The 21,984-nt window shown below is 36.1% G+C and carries 21 protein-coding genes; 4 read left to right on the top strand and 17 right to left on the bottom strand.

The window, feature by feature from the left end; translation table 11 throughout:
- Window positions 1–13: 13 nt before the first annotated feature.
- The 7 genes from murD to mraZ are packed head-to-tail and all read right to left on the bottom strand — an operon-like array spanning window position 14 to window position 7,693.
- Window positions 14–1,348 carry a UDP-N-acetylmuramoyl-L-alanine--D-glutamate ligase gene (gene murD / locus FKR84_RS04985; protein ID WP_141421189.1) on the bottom strand — a complete coding sequence of 445 codons (1,335 nt, stop codon included), beginning with the start codon at window positions 1,346–1,348 and terminating at the stop codon, window positions 14–16.
- 2 nt (window positions 1,349–1,350) lie between these two features.
- Window positions 1,351–2,583, bottom strand: coding sequence for a phospho-N-acetylmuramoyl-pentapeptide-transferase (gene mraY, locus FKR84_RS04980; protein ID WP_141421187.1), 1,233 nt, complete (start codon window positions 2,581–2,583; stop codon window positions 1,351–1,353).
- 6 nt (window positions 2,584–2,589) lie between these two features.
- A complete protein-coding gene (locus FKR84_RS04975) occupies window positions 2,590–4,053 on the bottom strand; it encodes a UDP-N-acetylmuramoyl-L-alanyl-D-glutamate--2,6-diaminopimelate ligase (protein WP_141421185.1) in 1,464 nt (487 codons plus the stop codon).
- A complete protein-coding gene (locus FKR84_RS04970; protein ID WP_141421183.1) occupies window positions 4,050–6,014 on the bottom strand; it encodes a penicillin-binding protein in 1,965 nt (654 codons plus the stop codon). Before FKR84_RS04970 ends, FKR84_RS04975 begins: the two co-directional genes overlap by 4 nt.
- Complete coding sequence (locus FKR84_RS04965) at window positions 6,014–6,334, bottom strand: FtsL-like putative cell division protein (protein WP_141421181.1); 321 nt, start codon at window positions 6,332–6,334, stop codon at window positions 6,014–6,016. The genes FKR84_RS04970 and FKR84_RS04965 overlap by 1 nt, the downstream gene beginning before the upstream one ends.
- 5 nt (window positions 6,335–6,339) lie before the next feature.
- Window positions 6,340–7,245, bottom strand: a complete 906-nt coding sequence (rsmH, locus tag FKR84_RS04960) for a 16S rRNA (cytosine(1402)-N(4))-methyltransferase RsmH (RefSeq protein ID WP_141421179.1) — start codon at window positions 7,243–7,245, stop codon at window positions 6,340–6,342.
- Entirely contained in the window at window positions 7,223–7,693 is a 471-nt protein-coding gene (mraZ, locus tag FKR84_RS04955; RefSeq protein ID WP_141421177.1) for a division/cell wall cluster transcriptional repressor MraZ, read from the bottom strand. Before mraZ ends, rsmH begins: the two co-directional genes overlap by 23 nt.
- 292 nt (window positions 7,694–7,985) lie before the next feature.
- Here mraZ and FKR84_RS04950 point away from each other — a divergent pair, with 292 nt between their 5' ends.
- Both FKR84_RS04950 and yihA read left to right on the top strand, forming a co-directional pair.
- Window positions 7,986–8,750: an alpha/beta fold hydrolase gene (locus FKR84_RS04950; RefSeq protein WP_141421175.1), complete on the top strand. Its 765-nt coding sequence runs from the start codon at window positions 7,986–7,988 to the stop codon at window positions 8,748–8,750.
- Window positions 8,751–8,752: 2 nt separating this feature from the next.
- Entirely contained in the window at window positions 8,753–9,349 is a 597-nt protein-coding gene (gene yihA / locus FKR84_RS04945; protein ID WP_141421173.1) for a ribosome biogenesis GTP-binding protein YihA/YsxC, read from the top strand.
- A 49-nt stretch (window positions 9,350–9,398) separates the two neighbouring features.
- Here yihA and gldC read toward each other — a convergent pair whose 3' ends face one another.
- Both gldC and gldB read right to left on the bottom strand, forming a co-directional pair.
- Entirely contained in the window at window positions 9,399–9,746 is a 348-nt protein-coding gene (gene gldC / locus FKR84_RS04940; RefSeq protein ID WP_141421171.1) for a gliding motility protein GldC, read from the bottom strand.
- Window positions 9,747–9,751: 5 nt separating this feature from the next.
- On the bottom strand, window positions 9,752–10,717 hold the full coding sequence (gldB, locus tag FKR84_RS04935; RefSeq protein WP_141421169.1) for a gliding motility lipoprotein GldB: 966 nt from the start codon (window positions 10,715–10,717) through the stop codon (window positions 9,752–9,754).
- Window positions 10,718–10,815: 98 nt separating this feature from the next.
- Here gldB and nadE point away from each other — a divergent pair, with 98 nt between their 5' ends.
- Window positions 10,816–11,601 carry an NAD(+) synthase gene (nadE, locus tag FKR84_RS04930; protein ID WP_141421168.1) on the top strand — a complete coding sequence of 262 codons (786 nt, stop codon included), beginning with the start codon at window positions 10,816–10,818 and terminating at the stop codon, window positions 11,599–11,601.
- 13 nt (window positions 11,602–11,614) lie between these two features.
- On the opposite strand, the gene dnaG is transcribed toward nadE, so the two are convergent.
- Window positions 11,615–13,576, bottom strand: a complete 1,962-nt coding sequence (dnaG, locus tag FKR84_RS04925) for a DNA primase (RefSeq protein WP_141421166.1) — start codon at window positions 13,574–13,576, stop codon at window positions 11,615–11,617.
- Between the two features lie 139 nt (window positions 13,577–13,715).
- Entirely contained in the window at window positions 13,716–14,693 is a 978-nt protein-coding gene (locus FKR84_RS04920; RefSeq protein ID WP_141421164.1) for a polyprenyl synthetase family protein, read from the bottom strand.
- A gap of 114 nt (window positions 14,694–14,807) precedes the next feature.
- Here FKR84_RS04920 and FKR84_RS04915 point away from each other — a divergent pair, with 114 nt between their 5' ends.
- A complete protein-coding gene (locus FKR84_RS04915; protein ID WP_141421163.1) occupies window positions 14,808–15,638 on the top strand; it encodes a T9SS-dependent choice-of-anchor J family protein in 831 nt (276 codons plus the stop codon).
- A 110-nt stretch (window positions 15,639–15,748) separates the two neighbouring features.
- Here FKR84_RS04915 and rlmN read toward each other — a convergent pair whose 3' ends face one another.
- From rlmN to FKR84_RS04885, 6 genes are all read right to left on the bottom strand, one after another.
- The gene (rlmN, locus tag FKR84_RS04910) at window positions 15,749–16,798 is read right to left on the bottom strand and encodes a 23S rRNA (adenine(2503)-C(2))-methyltransferase RlmN (protein WP_141421161.1); all 1,050 of its coding nucleotides are present in this window, start codon (window positions 16,796–16,798) and stop codon (window positions 15,749–15,751) included.
- 217 nt (window positions 16,799–17,015) lie between these two features.
- Complete coding sequence (gene queA / locus FKR84_RS04905; RefSeq protein ID WP_141421213.1) at window positions 17,016–18,065, bottom strand: tRNA preQ1(34) S-adenosylmethionine ribosyltransferase-isomerase QueA; 1,050 nt, start codon at window positions 18,063–18,065, stop codon at window positions 17,016–17,018.
- A 103-nt stretch (window positions 18,066–18,168) separates the two neighbouring features.
- Window positions 18,169–19,383: a 3-phosphoshikimate 1-carboxyvinyltransferase gene (aroA, locus tag FKR84_RS04900; protein ID WP_141421159.1), complete on the bottom strand. Its 1,215-nt coding sequence runs from the start codon at window positions 19,381–19,383 to the stop codon at window positions 18,169–18,171.
- Complete coding sequence (locus FKR84_RS04895) at window positions 19,384–19,653, bottom strand: hypothetical protein (RefSeq protein ID WP_141421157.1); 270 nt, start codon at window positions 19,651–19,653, stop codon at window positions 19,384–19,386. It lies immediately after the preceding gene.
- Window positions 19,653–19,979 (bottom strand): nucleotide pyrophosphohydrolase, encoded by a 327-nt coding sequence (locus FKR84_RS04890; protein ID WP_141421155.1) that lies wholly within the window; start codon window positions 19,977–19,979, stop codon window positions 19,653–19,655. Before FKR84_RS04890 ends, FKR84_RS04895 begins: the two co-directional genes overlap by 1 nt.
- Window positions 19,980–21,983, bottom strand: coding sequence for a DUF3857 domain-containing protein (locus FKR84_RS04885; protein WP_141421153.1), 2,004 nt, complete (start codon window positions 21,981–21,983; stop codon window positions 19,980–19,982). It lies immediately after the preceding gene.
- Between the last annotated feature and the right edge of the window lies 1 nt (window position 21,984).

The raw sequence follows: 21,984 nt of genomic DNA, 5'->3' as shown, positions 1-21,984 counted from the left end.
CCAAGTTTAATTTTTATAATTTTCGTACACTTTCTTTAAATTGTCTGCCTCTGTCTTCGTAATTTTTGAACAAATCGAAACTTGCACAAGCCGGCGAAAGCAAAACACTGTCTCCAGATTTGGCTAAATGGTAAGCCATTTTTACAGCTTCATCCATAGATTGGGTTTCAAAAATATCTTTTACACAATTTTGAAAACTCTTTACGATCTTTTCGTTATCTACTCCTAAGCAAATAATTGCCTTTACAGATTTGTTTACCAACGGCAATAACTCTTCATAAACGTTGCCTTTATCTACGCCGCCAACTATCCAAACGGTTTCGCTGGTCATACTGTCTAAAGCATAATATGTTGCATTGGTATTAGTTGCTTTAGAATCGTTTATGTATTGCACGTTGTTTATTTTTAAAACCTTTTCCAAACGGTGCTCTACTCCTTGAAAACCTTCGAGACTTTCTCTAATGGTTTGTTTTCTTATTTTTAGCAACTGCGCAACAGTAGCGGCCGCCATGGCGTTTTTGGTGTTATGTGCGCCCTTTAATGCAATGTCTGCTTTTGGCATAGTAAATTCGTTATTTTCTATTAGTACTTTTATTTCTTTTTTATCGATAAAAGCGCCGTCTGTCTCTATTTTTTTAGAAGACAAAGGCAGCTTTTTTGCCTTTATTTTATGCTTTTTTAAGTAATCTTGAATTGCGGGATTGTCTGCATCAAAAATCAAATAATCTTTTTCGGTTTGATTTTTTGCTATGCGAAATTTAGCCGCAACATATTTATCAAAATCGTATTCGTAACGATCTAAATGATCTGCCGTTATGTTGGTAATAATGCCAATATTTGGTCTAAATTGCTTTATCCCATCTAACTGAAAACTACTCAACTCCAACACATAATTTTCTTTCGGGTTTTCGGCAACCAAAGCGGCAAAACTATTTCCTATATTACCACCGGCTTCTACACTATAATTGGCATTTTTCAGTAAAAAATTTATCCAATTGGTAACCGTTGTTTTACCATTGCTGCCGGTAATGGCAATAAGATTTGCTGTGGTATAGCGCGCAGCAAATTCTATTTCAGAAATTACCGGAATGCCCTTTTCTTTTAATTTTTTAATTAAAGCTACCGTGTCCGGAATACCGGGACTTTTCACTACCTCATCGGCAGTTAAAATTTTAGCTTCGCTGTGTTGGTTTTCTTCCCAAGCAATTACAAGATTTTTAAGAACGTGCTTATGATTATCTTTTATTTCTCCTTTATCGGAAACAAATACTTCCCAGCCTTTTTGTTTGGCCAGCATTGCTGCTCCAACTCCACTTTCTCCTGCGCCTAAAACCACTAACTTTTTCATCTCTATCTGATTTTTAAAGTTACAATGGTGATTATTGCCAAGAGAATACCTATAATCCAGAAACGCACTACTATTTTGCTTTCGTGCAAACCACGTTTTTGGTAATGATGGTGCAAAGGCGACATAAGAAAAATGCGTTTTCCGGTGCCGGTTTTTTTCTTGGTATACTTAAACCAACTTACCTGCATCACTACCGACATATTTTCTATAAAAAAGATGCCGCACAAAATGGGTATTAGTAATTCCTTCCTGGTGGCAATTGCCAGCACAGCTATAATACCGCCAATAGTCAAACTACCGGTGTCACCCATAAACACTTGCGCCGGATAGGTATTATACCATAAAAAACCAACCAAAGCTCCCGCAAATGCTGTGATATAAACCGTCATTTCGCCGGAGTTTGGTATATTCATTACGTTCAAATAATCAGAGAATATTATATTACCGGAAATCCATGCAAACAAGCCCAAAGTCAACACAATTATAGCAGACGAACCTGCTGCCAAGCCGTCTATACCATCTGTTAAATTAGCGCCGTTAGAAACCGCCGTTACAATAAAAATCACAATAGGAATAAATACCAGCCAGGCATATTTCTTTAAGCCGGGATCTATCCAACTAATTAGTTTAGAATAATCTAACTCGTTGTTTTTTACAAAAGGAATAGTAGTCTTGGTAGACTTTTGCGCATCTTTAAAATTTATAGTTTTGCCTGCTATTTCTTGTTTGGTTTCTATTTTATGTTCCGGCGCTTTTTGCTTTACCGTAATATCCGGATGAAAATACATAGTAGCGCCTATAATTACACCTAAACCAACTTGCCCAATTACTTTAAATTTACCTTTTAAACCTTCTTTGTTTTGCTTAAAAGTTTTGATGTAATCGTCTATAAAACCTATTGCTCCCATCCATAAAGTGGTAACAATAAGCAACAAGACATAAATATTATCTAATTTGGCAAAAAGCAATACCGGCACCAACGTGGCAAAAATAATTATGAGCCCGCCCATAGTTGGGGTTCCGGCTTTTTCTGTTTGGCCTTGCAAACCTAAGTCGCGTACGCTTTCGCCAACTTGTTTGCGATGCAAATAATTAATAATTTGTTTACCGAATATGGTAGAAATACACAAAGAAAATATAATAGCCATGCTTGCGCGGAAGGACAAAAAGTCAAACAATTGCGCCCCCGGGAAGTCGTACTTATTTTCTAAAAAGTCAAATAAATAATAAAGCATGGGTATTTATTTGTTTAAGGCTGTTAATATTTCTTTTACTATCTCTAGATCGTCAAAATCGTGACGTTTGTTATTTATCTCTTGGTAGGTTTCATGCCCTTTTCCTGCTATTAAAATTATATCGCCACTCTTGGCAATTGTGCAAGCGGTTTTAATGGCTTGTCTACGATTGGTAACCGCCAAGGTTTTGGCTGTATTTTGCGCTTGTACGCCGGCTTCTACATCTTCTATAATTTTATCCGGATCTTCTGTTCTGGGATTATCACTGGTAAAAACTACTTTATCGCTTAAAGCGGAAGCAACATGTCCCATTTTTGGTCGTTTGCTTGCATCCCTATCGCCACCACAACCCACTACTGTAATTAAAGTTTCGTTTTTTGTACGGATACTATTTATGGTCTCCAAAACATTTTTTAAAGCATCCGGAGTATGCGCATAATCTACGATAGCGGTTATTTTTTTATCTGAAATAAAATGTTCAAACCTACCTTCTACAGGCGAAAGCTCACTTATTATTCGTAAGTTCTCCAGGTTTTCCAGTCCTAACAAATCCGCGGCAGCGTAAACTGCTAAAACGTTATAGGCGTTAAAATTACCAATAAGCTTGGTCCATAATTCTTGGTTATTCAGTTTTAGCAACAAACCACTAAACTGATTTTCCATTATTTGCCCTTTATAATCTGCTATAGTTTTTAAGGCATAGGTTTTCTGCTTGGCGCGGGTATTTTGTAACATTACACGGCCGTTTTTATCGTCTATATTTACCAAGGCAAAGGCATTTGCCGGCAACTCGTCAAAAAAGCGTTTTTTAACATCGCGGTATTCGGCAAAATTTTTATGGTAATCTAAATGATCGTGCGATAAATTGGTAAAAATACCCCCGGCAAATTCTAAACCGCTGGTGCGATGTTGATCTATACCGTGTGAGCTTACTTCCATAAAGCAAAAAGCAGCACCGGCTTTATTCATCTTATCTAAATACCGATTAATCTGAAGCGAATCTGGCGTGGTTAATTTTGTTGGAAATTCTTCTGTACCAATCTTAATGGCAACCGTAGAAATTAAACCTACCGTAAAACCGGCTTTAGTAAATAATTCGTGTAAAAGGGTAGCAATAGTAGTTTTGCCATTGGTGCCCGTTACCCCAACTAGTTTTAAATCTTGCGACGGATTTTGGTAATAATTAGATGCAATTAACGCTAAAGCTCTTTGACTGTTGTTAACTTCCACATAGGTAATACCGCCAACTTTCTCTTCTGGTAAACTTTCTGCCACAATAACCAAAGCACCATTTTTTGCAGCTTGTTCTATATAAGAATGTCCGTCTGTTTTAGAACCACGTATAGCCACAAAAACATCGTTTAATTGCACCTTGCGCGAATCAAATTCTATCTTACCTACAGCAATATTAGTGTTTCCAACTACCGAGTTTATTTCAACTTTATATAATATGTCTTTTAACTGAATCAACTGGACAATTTAATTTTTTGATTAGTGTTAATTTTTTCTCCAAAGTCTATAGATTGGTGTTTTACCATTCCAAAACCATTGGCTTCTACCTGCAAGCCCATATTTTCTAACAAAGCAATAGCATCCATAGTGGGCATACCTACCAAATTTGGCATCGTGGTTTTAGCATCGTGCGCCAAAGCATAAAACTTTTTATAATTTTTTTCTATGTTTGGGTTTTGCACCTCAATAGATTCAAAGCTGTCTGTTTTTGGTGTTGCCGTATATATTTTTTGCGCAATGCTTTTAAAAACCGGCGCGGCTACTGTGCTGCCGTAATAACCAATTTTTGTATCGGGTTTACTTATTACTACTATGCAAGAATATTTAGGGTCGTTTGCCGGAAAATATCCCGCAAAAGAAGCTATATAACTAGAACCTTCTTTTCCTTTGCCGTAGTTGGTTAAACAGGTCCCTGTTTTTCCCGCCATAGAAAAGTTTTCCGTAAAGATATTAGAAGCCGTACCTCGCTCTACGGTATGTTGCATTATTGCTTTTGCTTTTAAAGCGGTTTCTTTAGAACAAATGGCGTTTTGAACTATTGGTTTGTCATAATGTTTTACCAACCGGTCGCGATCTTTTACCTTTTTGATTAATCTGGGTTTTACCATAACCCCATTATTTGCAATAGCATTATAAAAAGCTAAAGTTTGCAACGGCGTTAGCGAAACGCCATATCCAAAAGACATCCACGGCAAAGTTGTACCATACCAATTAGAATCGTCTGGATGTGGAATTTTTGGCGCGCCTTCTCCTTTTATATCTAAACCAATTTTTTTGGTTAAACCCATATTATCCAAGCGGTTTACAAAGGCTTCCGGATTGTCTTTATACCCGTTATAAATCATTTTGGTAAAAGCTGTATTTGAAGATACTTCAAAAGCGCGCGCGGCAGAAATTTTTCCGTAGCCACCAAGTCTAGAATCTCTCACCACTCTATCGTAATATTTTACGCGACCATTTTCGGTATCTATTACCATGCTTGTATCTATCACTTTATCTTCTAAAGCTGCCACCATAGCCATAAGTTTAAAAGTAGAACCCGGCTCGTGTGATTCCCATATAGCGTAGTTTCTTTTTTCGTAATACGTACCTAAATCTGTACGACCTAAGTTGGCCATTGCTTTAATTTCGCCGGTTTTGGTTTCCATAACCACTACAGTGCCGTGATCTGCTTTAAACTTTTCTACCTGCGTTAACAATGCGTGGTGTGCAACATCTTGAATATTTACATCTATGGTAGAAACCACGTCTAAACCATCTTGTGGTTCTACCTCGTTGGCGTCGCTAATTGGTTTCCATTGGCCTTGCGCAATTTTCTGTTTTAAACGGTGCCCGTTTCTACCGCGCAAATATTGGTCGTAAGCGCCTTCTAATCCGGCTTGACCGTAACCTACCGTACGTTCGCCAATTTTACCCATTGGCAATTCTCTAACCGTACGTTGTTCTGCGATAAAACCACCTTTATACGCGCCAAGATTAAAAACAGGAAACTCGCGCATTTTCACATATTCTGAATAACTAAGACTGCGTGCTATTAATAAATACCGGTTTTTGTGTACTCTTGCTTTACGTAATTTGGCTATATAATAGGAAGTTGGTTTTCCTAGAAGATTCGATAATTCTCTGGCAAGTGGCTTTAAGTTTTCTTCAAAATTCTTTTCGGAAACGGTAACAGCATCAAACCGAATATCATATTCTGGTACAGAGGTTGCCAATAAATTACCATTGGCATCGTATAAATTGCCACGATTGGCAGGTATTGTAAAATCTTTATAAGTTCTTTTTTCTGCCAGTTCTTCGTATTTATCGCCTTCTACAAACTGAATATTCAAAAGTTTAAACCCAACAGCAAAGGCAAACACAAACATAAGTGCCGCCACCAAATACAATCTGTATAATATGCCTTTTTCTGTGGTCATTATTTTAAATTTCTTTTTATGATAAGTTTTTGCGGTGGCGTTTCCGATGGTTTAATACCTAAGGCAGAAACCCGATTAATAATAGTAGACTCCATTTTTAACTGCATTAAGCGTTTGCGCGTATCTACAAATTCACTACGCAATTCTTTCACTTCTTTATTAATTCTGGCAATTTCGTGTACTTTTTTTTCTGCGTTGTGCGAAAAAGCAATCATTATAATTGCCAACAAGGTGCAAAACAAAATGAACCGCCAGTTTTTCATGGCGTCGTCGCTTATTAAAAAACGACCTTTTAGCAAAGCATAAATTCCTTGTTTCATTTTTTTTATAATTTTACCGCCACGCGTAATTTTGCACTTCTTGCGCGCGGGTTTTCTTTTATTTCCTTTGCGGAAGGAACTATTAACTTTCCTACCTTTTTAAAAGGAACCGAGATATTTCCGTAAAAATCTTTTTCCGGTTCTCCTTCAAATAAGCCGCTGCGTATATATCGTTTTACCAATCTATCTTCTAAAGAATGATAAGATATAAGACTAAGCCTGCCGCCGGGATTTAGAACTTGCTCAGTTTGCTGTAAAAATTCTTTTATCACCTTTAGTTCTTGGTTTACCTCTATACGTATAGCTTGGTATATTTGTGCCAAGATTTTAAATTCTTTTCCTTTAAATAAAAGCGGCATTAGCAAGTTTTTAAATTCTTCTCCTGTTTTTATAGGTTTTTCTTGCCTTTTATTTACAATGTTTGCCGCCAATCGTGGAGCGTTTTTTAGCTCGCCGTATTCGTAAAAAATTTTAGTTAAATCTTCTTCAGAATATTCGTTTATAACACGATAAGCACTTAGCGCACTGTTTTGATCCATTCGCATATCGAGCTCTGCATCGTATCTGGTAGAAAATCCGCGCTCTGCCACATCAAACTGGTGGGAAGAAACGCCAAAATCGCCTAAAATTCCGTCTACTTTTTTATAACCTTCTAAACGCAGAAAATTTTTCATAAACCTAAAATTCTGCTCAATGAGCTTAAAACGCTCATCATCAAATGCATTTTGTACAGCATCGGGATCTTGATCAAAAGCAAATAATTTTCCTTCATCTCCCAACTGTTGCAATATTGCTGCAGAATGTCCGCCGCCACCAAAAGTAACATCTACATAAACCCCATTTGGCTTTATAGCCAAGGCGTTTACAGCTTCTTCTAACAAAACCGGGTTATGATAATTCTGGTTGCTCATTGTCTCCTCCCATTACTTCTTCGGCTAGTTCGGCAAAATCATCGGTAGCGCCGTCAATAGCTTGTTCATATTTATTTTTATCCCAAATCTCTATGATATCTACAGCGCTAGAAAGCACGATTTCTTTCTTTAAGCCTGCAAACGAATACAGATCTTTTGGCACTAAAAGCCTACCGCTGGCATCTATTTCTATCAATTTTACGCCGGCGGTAAACCTTCTTATAAAATCGTTGTTCTTTTTTTTAAATCGGTTTAAACCGTTAACCTTCTTCATAAGTTCTTGCCACTGGCGCATAGGATAAATTTCTATACATGGCTCAAAAACAGAACGTTTTAATACAAAACCTTCTTCTAGAATAGGAAGCAATTGTTTTTTTAACGCCGATGGCAATAATAACCTACCTTTGGCGTCAATTTTACATTCGTGTGTACCTATGAGATTTGTCATGTGCGCAAAAACCTATGTTCAAATATATTGAAAATTTTACCACCTTTTACCACTTTTTACCACTTTGTTGATAAGTTTTTATTCACAATTGTTGGTTAGGCTACGGCAAAGCCTTAGAATATTGGTATTCTGCAACTTAAATTGAGGATTGATTTTTTTAAAGAAAGTAGATAATTGCGGTTTTAAAAATTAAGAACAGAAACTTCAAAGTTTAAAGTTGCCTTTTGCTAAAAAATAATTATACTTGTACAATAATCTCTATATTTGCCATTGCGAACTGCAACATCTATTAATGGAAAGTAAACTTAAAACCAACGGAAAATTCAAATACGTAGAATTTGGCGAAGGCACTCCTATTGTTATTCTTCACGGATTAATGGGAGGTTTGAGCAATTTTGACGGCGTGGCAAACTTTTTTCCGGAAAGAGGATATAAAGTTATAATTCCGGAGTTGCCTTTATATACTTTGTCATTATTGAAGACAAATGTTGGTAACTTTGCAAAATACATTCGGGATTTTATAGAACTGCAAGGCTATGATAAAGTTATTCTTTTAGGAAACTCGCTTGGCGGGCATATTGCACTTCTTACCACCAAACTTTATCCAGAACATATAAAAGCACTAGTAATTACCGGAAGCTCCGGTTTATACGAAAGTGCAATGGGAGAAAGTTATCCTAAAAAAGGCGATTATGAATACATTAAACAAAAGGCAGAAAATGTTTTTTACGATCCAGCGGTAGCTACCAAAGAAATTGTAGATGACGTTTACTCTACTGTAAACGATCGTAATAAACTTATACGAACTTTGGCCATTGCCAAAAGTGCCATACGGCATAATATGTCTAAAGATTTACCACGAATGCATACGCCAACCTGTATTATTTGGGGTAAACAGGACAGCGTGACCCCACCCGAAGTAGCCAAAGATTTTCATGACTTACTTCCTGATTCTTCTTTATATTGGATAGATAAATGCGGGCATGCAGCAATGATGGAACATCCGCAAGAATTTAATGAAATCTTGTATAAATGGTTGTCTGAAAGAAACTTTTAGATATGGATATACATTCTGCTTCTTTTGTAATTAGCAACAGCGATGTTGAAAAATGCCCAAATTCTAAAATTCCGGAATATGCTTTTATTGGAAGAAGTAATGTGGGCAAGTCCTCTTTAATAAATGCTCTTACCGGAAGAAAAAAACTCGCAAAAACTTCGGGAAGACCGGGAAAAACCCAACTCATCAACCATTTTTTAATTAATGATAATTGGCATTTGGTCGATTTGCCGGGTTACGGTTATGCACGCGTTAGCAAGAAAGAAAAGAAAACCTTTCAGAAATTTATAACCGATTATTTTCTAAACCGCAAACAGCTTATCTCTGCTTTTGTACTGGTAGATTCGCGCCACAAGCCGCAAGAAATTGATATGGAATTTATGCAATGGCTCGGGTTGCAACAAATACCGTTTAGCATTGTTTTTACCAAAATAGACAAGTTAAAACCGGCTGTTTTAGACAAGAATATAGAAAACTACGTAACAGAGCTTTTAAAATATTGGGAAGAGTTGCCACCGTATTTTATGACCTCCTCTACCCAACATCTAGGCACCGACAAAATTCTTGAATACATCGAGCAAATTAACCAAAACCTATAATTCTGGTCAAGTTTTTTCGGCTACAGCCAAGGTTTACTAATCTTAGAATTTACCTTTTTTTCGGGTTGTCTTTTAAGTCTAATTTTTCCGCAAAGTAATCGCAAAAATCTTTCATTGTTGCCGTCATTTTTTCGTCTTCTGTAGCTTTATAAAATGTGTCGCTCATTGCTACCAATGTCTGGTGAAAAAATACCTTCATCTCGTCTAAAGGCATATCTTTTGTCCATAAATCTATACGCAAACTTTCTTGCGCTTTAGAATCCCACAAAGACAATAACATCGCCTTGGCATCTTCGTTATCTATGCCTCCATCTTGCGCGCTCCAGTTAAGATTTTCCGGCACGTTATTTTCGTCTACTTCTACTTGAATTTTTATTTCAGATTTTTTTAAACTCATCTTCTTTATCTTCTAGGTTTATAATTCGAATTTTTAAAAATATACTCGGCATCCAGCTTTAAAAGCTGCGGCAAAGTTATTTCTTCATTCTTTTCCATAAACTGCCGTACAATTTGCCAACCAATATATTGACCAAGTTGCGGCGGACTTTCGCTATCTAACTGCAACCGGAATTTGGTAAAAGGCGCCAAATTTATAAAACGTCTCTGCAAACCAGAATCTGTAGAATATAACAATTCACGCTCTATAAAGTAACGCCAAAGTTGCTCTTCGTTGGCTTGTGCCCAATCTATTTCTTCTTGCGTATACCCAATTTTTTCGTGATCGGGTTTTTTAGGCAAAAGCTTGTCTTTTAGATATAAAATCTTTCCGTAATAAATCATAGACGCCAGCAAAGTTCTAGATTGCGTATTGGGAATAAGTTGTCTGCCATACTCAAAAACAATATCTGGTGTTATTTGTTCTTTACGGAAATTTTTGCGGATGTATTTTTCGATTCCTTTATAAAATTTATGGTCTCTACCCAAATACGTATCCAGACTAATTAGCAACAAACTATCTGCTGCTACGACCTTATTATGATAATCTACTTCTGATGTAATGGTTACTACCTGCGGCGTTTTAAAACTATCAAAATAAAATTTTAAATGCTTAAACAGGTTTTCTATAGCTTGTTTTTCTTCTTTAAAATCCGGGAAAGCTTTTGCTACTTCCCTATTAATTTCTTGTTGTATAGTATCATTCATTCTTCCTACCCAAACAGAATCTGGAAAAGACTTAGGAAACAAATACGAATATTCTTTTTTTAGGCGTGGCAAATCTTCCGGCTGGGCTTGGGCAAAATCTTTATCAAAACGTTGCAGGCGTAAATCTACCGGTATTTTGGCAATCTCTGCCTCCAGCTTACCCCTGCTTTCGCAAGCAGAAAACGCGCATACAAGTATAAAAATAAGACAAAAATTTCTTAGCATATATTTAAAGAAGCTTTAAGCCAAAAAGATTTGTTTTGCATATTTTTTGGCATAATTTAGCCGCAAAGGTATAGTTAATTACGCTAAAATTAAAGTTTATGCAGACCGAAAAAGTTATCACACATATTGTAGAATGGTTAGAAGATTATGTAGAAAAAAGTAAAACTTCCGGCTTTGTAGTTGGTATTAGCGGCGGGATAGATTCTGCGGTAACCTCTACTTTATGCGCTAAAACAGGTTTGCCGCTTTTATGCGTAGAAATGCCTATTCATCAAGAAGAAAAACAAGTAGACCGCGCCCACAAGCATATTGAGTGGTTGCAAAATAATTTTGAGAACGTAACGAGAACGCAAACAGATTTAACCGGTGTTTTTGATAGCTTTATGGAAGCAATTCCGGCTACCGAAAAAAACCAAGATTTGAGTTTGGCCAATACCCGCGCCAGGTTACGCATGACCACTCTGTATTACTTTGCCGGAATAAACAATTTATTGGTTGCAGGAACCGGTAACAAAATAGAAGATTTTGGCGTAGGTTTTTTTACTAAATACGGCGACGGCGGCGTAGATTTAAGCCCAATAGCAGATTTACTAAAAACCGAAGTTTATAAACTTGCCAAAGAATTAAATATTACAAAAGAAATTATAGATGCCAAACCAACCGATGGCCTTTTTGGAGACAACCGTTCTGACGAAGACCAACTTGGCGCGAGTTACCCTGAACTGGAGTGGGCAATGAAAATGGACGATTTAGGAAAAACCATCGCAAGTTTTTCGGGGAGAAAAGCAGAGGTTTTTGAAATTTACAAACGCTTGAACCGCGCTAATTTACATAAAGTAAAACCTATTCCGGTTTGTAATATTCCTTTGTATTTAAAAAAATAAAAAAGCTCTAAATTTAGATCACTCTATTTAATTTGCGCGAAATTAAAACTTCCAAACTCTTGTAGTCCATCGTTTCTTGAATTACATCTGTATTAGATTCTGTACGTTTTTCTTTTATGCTTTCTAAAAGATCGTTTACTTTCTTTTTAATTAAAAATCGGCGTAAATTTAAGATGGTTTCGTTTACTTCTCTAGGTTCTAGCTCGCTTCTATCTGTAACATAAATATCTTGTTCGTGCCATTTATGCAAGCTTTCGCGTTCTTCTTCCATTATAATAGAAGTTATTTCTGAAGCTAATTCCGGTTTAACCGAATTGACCAACTCTCTAATATTCAGCTCTTGGTTTTGATTAAATTTCTCTATAATTAATTGGTAGAGTTCTTTAAAATTGGTGTTGGTAAATTCTATTTCATCTTCCTGCAAATCCAGAAATATTTTCTCGTATACTTTAGCCGTTTGTATTTCTTCTTCCAATTGCAAATCGCCGTCTTCTGCGGCTTTTAAAATAAAATCTTCAAACTCGTCTTGTATATTTCCGTAACGCAACAACAAACTAATAATTTGTCGCTCCAATTGGTATTGCTGATCTACTTTTGGCTTTTGCTGCTCCGGTTTTACCAAGTGCATTTCTTGCCTTGGCTGCGGTTTGTTTTTATAATTGGTATTGCCGCTCTGTTTTGCCTGTACTTGCGCCAAAGAACTGTAAAGCACCTGTTCAGAAATATCCATTATGGCAGTACATTCTTTTAAGTAAATTTCTTGCTTAATGGTGTCTGGAATTTTTGCAATACTGTTTACCATATCTCTAATTACCTCTGCTTTTTTAATCGGGTCTTTTTTGGCTTCTTTCATTAACAAAGAAGCTTTAAACCGAATAAAATCCATCGCATTTTTTCTCAGGTAATCTTGCATGTCCTCTGTAGTATTGGCTTTGGCAAAACTATCTGGATCTTCGCCTTCCGGGAAATTGCAGATTTTAACGTTCATGCCTTGTTCTAAAATCAAATCTACCCCGCGTAAAGAAGCGCGTGATCCGGCTTCGTCGCCATCAAAAAGCAAGGTGATATTTTTTGTAAGCCGATTTATCAATCTAATTTGCTCTGGGGTTAAAGCCGTACCGGACGAGGCAACCACATTTTCAATTCCGGCTTGGTGCATTTGAATAACATCTGTATAACCTTCTACCAAATAACAATTATCTTCTTTGGCAATGGCTTGCTTGGCATAATAAATTCCGTAAAGTACCTTGCTTTTATGGTAAATATCGCTCTCTGGCGAGTTTAGGTATTTTGCTGCTTTTTTGTTGGTTTCTAAAATACGGCCGCCAAAACCTAAAGCCCGCCCGGACATAGAGTGAATGGGAAAAATAACCCTTCCGCGGAAGCGATCAAATTGTTTTTCTTCTTTAAAAATGCTTAAGCCGGTTTTTTCTAGAAATTCTGCTTTATAACCTTTTTTTAAAGCCTCTGCAGTAAAGGCATCCCATTGGTTGGGCGAGTAACCTAAATCAAATTTCTCTATGGTTTGCGCAGAAAAACCGCGCTCTTTAAAATAACTTAAACCAACAGATTTGCCCTCGTCTGTTTTGTGCAACATTCTTTGAAAGTAATCTTTGGCAAACTCGCTTACCAAAAATAAACTTTCGCGCTCGTCTGCTTGTTGTTTTTGTTCGTCTGTTTGCTGGGTTTCCTCTATTTCTATTCCGTATTTTTTTGCCAGGTATTTTATAGCTTCGGGATAGTTAAAATGTTCGTGCTCCATTAAAAAAGCTACGACATTACCACCTTTTCCACTTGAGAAATCTTTCCAGATTTGCTTTACCGGCGAAACCATAAAACTTGGCGTGCGCTCGTCTGTAAACGGACTCAAGCCTTTATAATTGGTACCAGATTTTTTTAGTTGCACAAAATCGCCAATTACTTCTTCTACCCTTGCGGCATCAAAAACTTGGTCTATCGTGGCTTTTTTTATCATTTGGTCCGGCTAATTTTGGAATTACAAAAGTAGAAAATATATGTTATTTCTATTTTGATTGGTATGCAAAGAAAAAGAAAGTAGTAAAAATTTATTCCGTAAAGAAAATACGAAAATCTACAATATAGTATGCAAAAACTTACTTCTTACGGTCTATTACGTAATTCATCATTAACTCTAAAGAATCTTTGTAGGGCGAGGCGGGATAATGCTCTATGATTTCAAAAGCTTCTTGCTGAAAAGCTTTCATTTTTGTTACCGCATAATCCAGCCCGCCGGCATCTTTTACAAATTGAATAACTTGGTTAACGCGTTTTTTGTCTTTATTATGGTTTTTTACCGAATTGATTAACCAACGCCGGTCTTTTTCTGGCGAATTGTTAAGCGTATAAATAAGGGGCAAGGTCATTTTTTGTTCTTTGATGTCTATACCGGTTGGTTTTCCAATTTTTTGGTTGCCATAATCAAACAAATCGTCTTTTATCTGGAAAGCCATTCCTATCAACTCGCCAAATTTGCGCATACGTTCCACATGCTCAGAGTCTGGTTTTACTGCCGCAGCGCCCAAACTACAACAAGCCGCAATAAGTGTTGCAGTTTTTTGCCGAATAATCTCGTAATAAACTTCTTCTGTAATATCTAATTTTCTGGCTTTTTCTATTTGTAGAAGTTCGCCTTCGCTCATTTCGCGCACGGCTACCGAAATTATTTTCAGCAAATCAAAATCGTTATTATCTATAGAAAGCAACAAGCCTTTAGACAGCAGATAATCGCCTACCAAAACGGCAATTTTATTTTTCCAAAGGGCGTTGATGGAAAAAAATCCGCGACGACGGTTAGAATCATCCACCACATCGTCGTGCACTAAGGTTGCGGTGTGAATAAGTTCTATAACAGATGCCCCGCGATACGTACGATCGTTAACCTCGCCATCGGAAACCATTTTGGCCACCAAAAACACAAACATTGGCCGCATTTGCTTGCCCTTGCGGTTTACCACATAATAGGTGATACGGTTTAATAATGCCACCTTGGAAGACATAGAAAGACGGAATTTTTTTTCAAAAAGTTCCATCTCGTAAGCAATGGGATGTTTTATTTGCGAGATTATTTTCATAAAGGCACAAATATACTAAAACCCGCAAGTATATATACAGTAATTTTAACAGCATTTATTTTAGCTTTTAGTATTAAATTCTTACTTTAGAACCTTAATTAAAAATCCTTAACTATGAAAAAAATTACTTTAACTATTGCTGCTTTTGTTGCAGCATTTACTATGAATGCGCAGACCACTTATTTCTCAGACGATTTTAATGATGGGGAGATTTCTGATTGGAGTTTGATTGATGAAGATGGTGACACTTTTAATTGGAGTGCGGTACAAATTCAAGATGCAAGCGGTAATCCTGTTGGAACTCCTGTAATGCGTTCTGCTTCGTGGAATTCGGCTGTTGGTGCACTTACACCAGACAACTATGCTTTTTCTCCGGTAATTGATTTAACAGCGGAAGATGGTAGTGAAACCATTACTTTATCATGGGTAGTTACGGCTGCTGATGCATCTTTTGCAGATGAAAATTATTCTGTATACGTAGCAACCAACAATACTGTAGCAGACGCTTTAGCTGCACCAATAAGTTTTAATGAAATAGTAACAGATAATGGTCCCGGAGGTCTTGACAACCCTTACACTAAAACCTTAGATATTACCTCTATGGCGGGACAAGTAGTTTATGTTGCTTTTAGACATCATGAAACTTCTGACCAATTTACTATAGAGATTGATGATGTGATGGTTACAGCAGGTTCTATGTCTGTAGAAAATGAAAAGTTTGCTAACTTTACGCATTTTGTAGATGCTAATCATAACTTAAACTTATCGGCAAAAACTCCGATGAATCAAGTTTCTGTTTTTAGTATTACAGGACAGCAAGTAATTAGTAAAAAATTATCTGCTACAGATGTACAATTAAACTTAAGCAGCTTAAACGCCGGAGTTTATTTAACACAGGTTTCTATTGAAGGAGAAACAAAATCTTTTAAAATTATTAAGAAATAAAGTTTATAAACTAATTTCTTAGCAAATAAAAAGGGCTGTCTAATTTTAATTTAGACAGCCCTTTTTTATTTGTCTTGGTCTGTGGTTAGACTTCCGTGAAAAAACACTTATTAATCCTGAGCAGACTTGTTGGCCAATTGTCCGCAGGCGGCATCAATGTCTTTACCACGTGATCTTCTTACGGTTACCGTAATTTGGTTGTTTTCTAAAGCATCTTTATACCTATCTGTTATTTCTGAGGAAGCTTGTTGAAACTCGCCGTCATCTATAGGATTGTATTCTATAATATTAACTTTACAGGGAATTAGCTTACAGAAATCTACCAAAGCATCTATATCTTCCTGACGGTCGTTAATGTCTTTCCAGATTAGATATTCGTAGGTTACCCGTTTTTTGGTCTTTTCGTACCAATAAACCAAGGATTCTTTTAAATCTTCTAAAGAAAAAGTAGCATTAAACGGCATAATAGATGTGCGCACCTCATCTATCGCAGAATGCAAAGAAACTGCCAGATTAAACTTTACCTCATCGTCTGCCAATTTTTTTATCATCTTCGGTACGCCAGAAGTAGAAACCGTAATGCGTTTTGGCGACATTCCTAAACCTTCCGGGGAAGTAATCTTTTCAATAGACTTTAGTACGTTTTTATAATTCATAAGCGGCTCGCCCATTCCCATAAAAACAATATTAGAAAGTGGCATATTGTTATACAGTCTGCTTTCTCTGTCTATTGCAACCACTTGATCGTAAATTTCATCGGGGTTTAAATTTCGCATACGTTTTAACTTTGCCGTAGCACAAAACTTACAATCTAAACTACAGCCAACTTGCGAAGAAACACAAGCCGTAGTTCTAGAAAAAGTAGGAATTAAAACCGACTCTACAGTAAAACCGTCATGCAGTTTTACGGCATTTTTTATAGTGCCGTCATTACTGCGCTGCATGTTATCTACCTTTATGTGGTTTATAACAAAATTCTCCTCTAGCAAGGCGCGGGTTTCTTTAGAGATATTAGTCATATCTTCAAAGTTATGAGCGCTTTTGCTCCATAACCATTCATACACCTGGTTGCCCCTAAAAGCTTTATCGCCAATAGTAACAAAAAAATCGCGTAGTTGCTCTTTACTTAAAGCACGTATATCCTTCTTATCTTTTTTCACGCTGCAAAGATATAAACTTAATCTTAACTGGCAGAAGAAGATAGCTAACAAAAAAGGTTTTCTTTTTAGAGAAAACCTTTTTTTGACTGAATTATTTTGAGAATAGTATTTCTATTTCTTGTTTCTTTAACTTCTAGCCTTCGTAATAAGTTGAGAAATAATTACGAGGCAATTTTTTTATAAATGAAACTCAATACTAACTACTCATTACTAATTACTATATAATCAGCATTGCATCACCATACGAGTAGAATTTATATTCTGCCTTTATAGCTTCTTCGTAAGCTTTTTTCATTAAATCGTGGCCTGCAAATGCAGAAACCATCATTAACAAAGTAGATTTTGGCGTATGAAAATTCGTTATCATACAGTTAGCGATACTAAAATCGTAGGGTGGAAAAATAAATTTATTGGTCCAACCTTTAAACTCGTTTAATTTATAATCTGAAGAAACCGAGCTTTCTAAAGCACGCATTACCGTAGTACCTACCGCACAAATTCTGCGTCTTTCTTTAATTGCATTATTTATGGTTTTTACCGCGTCTGGTTCTATCTCTGCCTCTTCGCTATCCATCTTATGTTTAGACAAATCTTCTACTTCTACCGGGGTAAAAGTTCCTAAACCAACGTGCAAAGTGACTTCTGGCAAGTGAACGCCTTTAATCTCCAATCGTTTTAATAAATGTTTTGAAAAGTGCAAACCGGCAGTTGGCGCGGCTACAGCTCCTTCTTGTTTTGCGTATATGGTTTGGTAACGATCTGCATCGTCTGTTTCTACCTCGCGTTTTATATATTTGGGTAAGGGGGTTTCGCCAAGTTCATTTAGCTTTTCGCGGAATTCTTCGTAAGACCCATCGTATAGAAAGCGCAGAGTTCTTCCACGGGAAGTGGTATTATCTATAACCTCTGCTACCAAACTTTCGTCTTCACCAAAATACAGTTTATTACCAATTCTAATTTTTCTGGCAGGATCTACCAAAACATCCCATAGACGGGTTTCGGGGTTTAGTTCTCTTAACAAAAACACCTCTATTCTGGCGCCGGTTTTTTCTTTGTTACCAAACAACCTTGCCGGAAAAACTTTCGTATTATTTAAAACCATCACATCTTCGGGTTCAAAATAATCTATCAAATCTTTAAAAAGTTTATGCTCGATGGTCTGCTTTTCGCGGTTTACCACCATTAAACGTGCTTCATCCCGATGTTCTGACGGATATTCTGCTAATAAATGTTTTGGCAGTTCAAAACTGAACTGTGAAAGTTTCATTCCCATACTAAAATTTTTAGAAGCGCAAATATACAACCTCCAAGTAGGCGTTGTCAAGTAAATAGCCAATTATTTAAAAAATAGATTTTTAAGTCTTATTTTTTTACCTAATACCGGCGGCTGCGAGTGCCTTCCAGAAATCTGGAAATGATTTTTTTACCACTTCAGGATTTTGAATATATATGGAAGTTTTTACTGCCAAAGGTGCAAAAGCCATTGCCATACGATGATCTTGATAGGTTTCTACCTGCACATTTTCTACTAATTTTTCTGCAGGCAGAAGTTGTAAGGAATCGGATGTAATATTAACCTTTGCTCCAAATTTTTCTAATTCGGTTTTTAGGGCTTGTAGTCTGTCGGTTTCTTTAATTTTTAACGTGTGTAAGCCTTTAAGATTGCAAGAAATGTTTAAACCTAAACAGCTAACCGCAATGGTTTGTGCCAAATCTGGCGTGTTGCTTAAATCTAATTCTAAATTTTTAGGATAATTATTCGCAGCTTGTTTTTTAAGTCGGATTCCCGTTTCCGTAAAGCTGGTTTTTACGCCTAATTGCTTATAAATTTCTGCAACTTGCATATCACCTTGGAGACTGTTTTTTAAAAACCCCGGCAAAGAAATGTTTGCAGTTTTGCTTAAAGCCGCCAAACTATAAAAATAAGACGCCGAACTCCAATCTGGTTCTACTTGAAAATTATTTTTAATTGGTTCTTTTAAATAATCTACGCTAATTGTATTATTTTGAAAATTGATTTTTGCGCCTAGTTGCTGTAGCAAATTTAACGTCATTTCTATATATGGCAACGAGGTAACGGTTTGCGTTAGCCCAATTTGAAGACCGTTTTTTTGCCGTGGCGCAATTAATAATAATGCAGAAATATATTGGCTACTAATGTTTGCAGGCAAACTTACTTTACTTTTGGTTAACGCGGCAGGTTTAATTACCAAAGGCGGAAAACCTTCTTGTTTGGCATATTCTATTTTTGCACCTAAATTCCGTAAAGCTTCTACCAAAATTTTTATGGGGCGTTCTTGCATTCTTTGACTGCCTGTTAAAAAAACTTCTGCTGTAGCTTGTGATGCAAAATAAGCGGCTAGAAAACGCATAGCTGTACCCGCATGCCCTACATCTGCGATGTTAGAACTATTTTGTAAGGCTTTTTTTAGAACCTGTGTATCGTTGCTGTTAGAGAGGTTTGCAATTTTAATTTGCGGATAGAAAGCTTGTAAAATTAGTAAGCGGTTAGACTCGCTTTTAGAACCACTTATTTGCCATTCTAATTCGTTTTGGCTTTGTAAGGCTGAAAGTTGCCGCGTCATTTATCGTTGCTTTTCTTCTTGTTTTAATTTGCTTCTAAATTGTAGAAATACTACGATAAATCCATAAATAAATCCGCCTACTAAACTTGCAGCAATAAAGCGCCAAGCCATTTTACCGGTTAGTTTTTCTGCTACAAAAGCATCCCAATTAAAACCGTAACTAAACAGCAGATCTATTAAATTATAGCCAATGATAAAGATTATACCCAGGACTGCAACAGATTTCCAAAAACCTTTTACTGCAATAACGTCTTTTGCTTTTACACTCATTATTGTAGTTTTTCATTTTGATGATGCCGCTCGTGATCGCGTTTGGTCTTGAGGTCTAATTTTTTATCGAAGGCGCTTTGTAAATCTATGCCGGTTTGGTTGGCAAGGCAAAGCACTACAAAAACTACATCTGCCAATTCTTCGCCAAGGTCTTTATTTTTATCGCTCTCTTTTTCGCTTTGCTCGCCGTACCTTCTGGCAATAATTCTAGCTACTTCTCCTACTTCTTCTGTGAGTTGCGCCATATTGGTAAGCTCATTAAAATAACGAACGCCGTGTTCTTCTATCCAAGCATCTACTGCTTTTTGTGCGTCTTGTAAATTCATTTACTCCGTTTTTGTTAGTACTATTTGCTCTTGTTGTTTTTTAATCATTTGATTATAAAACTGTTTTAAGAACTTATAATTATCGGAGCCAATAATACTATGGTTCATCTCAAAATCTACTGCTAATCTAAGGAACTTTCCGCGATTAGAAAGTAAATATTGATACATACCTATGTTTTCTCCAAAGGTTAGTTTCATAGGCTCTGGCACTGAGGTTACTTTATAACCTTCAGGTATTTTTATATTAACTATATATTTATCTGAAAACGGATAAATAAAATCAACCGGGAAATTACGTTCTTCTAGTTTAAACGGGTTTTCATCATTAGTAAAAAACATAAAAGGTTTAAAAAAGATTTTATTTCCTACAACTTCTCCGGCATTTTCATATGTATATGAATATTTTTCTACAATTGGCCCCTCTAAATCTAGATTTTCTACCTCGTAGTTGCTAATTAAAATATTATCTAAATTACTTTCTTTATCTCTTAAAAAGTCTTCTTTTGCTTGTGATGCGTAATTTTTTCGATACAAATACGCAGAATGGTTACTTTTTTGTGTTTTAACTTCCCCAGTTATTTCGCCATTTTGACTAATTGTAGCATTTACTAAATTTACTTCTTTGCTGGCTTCGGGAGTTTTAAGGCTAATTAATTTGTAAAGTTTATTTGGGGCGTCTACAAATACGCCATTCCAATTATAAGCTCTAATAGGTAAAATATTAAACTCGCTATATTTGTCTGTAGCGTCTAAGAAATATTCTTTATCGTTGTGATTTACTTGTGCTATGACGTAATTTAATCTATCTACAGTAGGAAAAAACGGTTTCAGATTATCTCTGGTGCTAATTACTATAGGGTTAGAACTAAAGCCGGCATAACGCAACATGGCAACCAACGTTAAATTTATATCTGCAGAGTTTCCGGATTTTTCTTTGTAGGTTCTTCTAATTCCATTACTAAAAAATTTAGATTTTTGGTCATTCCATTTCAGGTTCTTTTTTACATATCTAAAAATTTCTTTTGCCAATTCTAAAGGTGGTTCTTGCGTTTCTTCGTCTTCAGAATTTTCACTTTCTTCAGAAGGAAACTTTTTTATTATAGCATCTATATCATCTTCAAAAATGTTGGTTCTGTTAATATCATTTTTGTAATCGTCACTAGAAGCTATTGTACTTGCAACATCTTCCCAGCTTTTGGCGTAGTTTTTATTGGGACCATAGCTTTGTTTTACAGAAACCAACTCAAATAAAACCCCGCCTCTATAGTTTTCTATATTATCTACATATTTTTCTTCTTTTAAAGGAGGCACGTTATTTACTTCATATTTATAAATATCTGCTTTTGTGCCCATTCGTTGATCTATGGTACTTTCTAAAGTAAATCGTGGCTTTATGCTGCCTTTACGTATTCGGTTAAAAATAAAACCTTCTGGCGTGTAAATTTTAGCTACAACTTTTTGAGCTGGGATATTAAACTGAAATTTAAACTCGTCTATATTATAAAAATAAGGAGATCTTATCTTGTAATATATATCTATGACAGAGCCTTTCTTTACTTTGGGCATGGTAAAGCTAACTTGCTCATAACGATCTGAAAGTTCTTTTTCGAAAATTTGTTTTCTATCTAATTTGGTTTCTTCTATCTCGCCATCCACCAAATTATAGGTATATGCCCTTATTTTTGAAACACTTTCCTTATCGCGTTTAACGTATAGATTAATTTTTTGTGTGGCATATTTTAAATCTTCCGGACGAGTATTGTAAAACTTTATTCGCTTATGAACTTCGGTAACCAAGTTTATAAAAGAGGAACCAATATCATAATATACTTTTTTATTTAAATAAAGTACTTCTGCCCCCGCAGCAGTATCAATCTCACTTTTTGTTTTAAGCAATTCTCCTTTAGAGACCTCCCTTAATTCATATTCTTGGGCAACAATACTTGAACTAGCAATAATAAATAATACTAGACTTAGACAATATGTAGGTAAATTAATTTTCATG

It is taken from the genome of Haloflavibacter putidus (genome assembly GCF_006546625.1).
Taxonomy (GTDB): domain Bacteria; phylum Bacteroidota; class Bacteroidia; order Flavobacteriales; family Flavobacteriaceae; genus Mesonia; species Mesonia putida.
The sequence above is the reverse complement of the archived record's forward strand: the minus strand, read 5'-3'. Positions and strand labels throughout refer to the sequence as shown.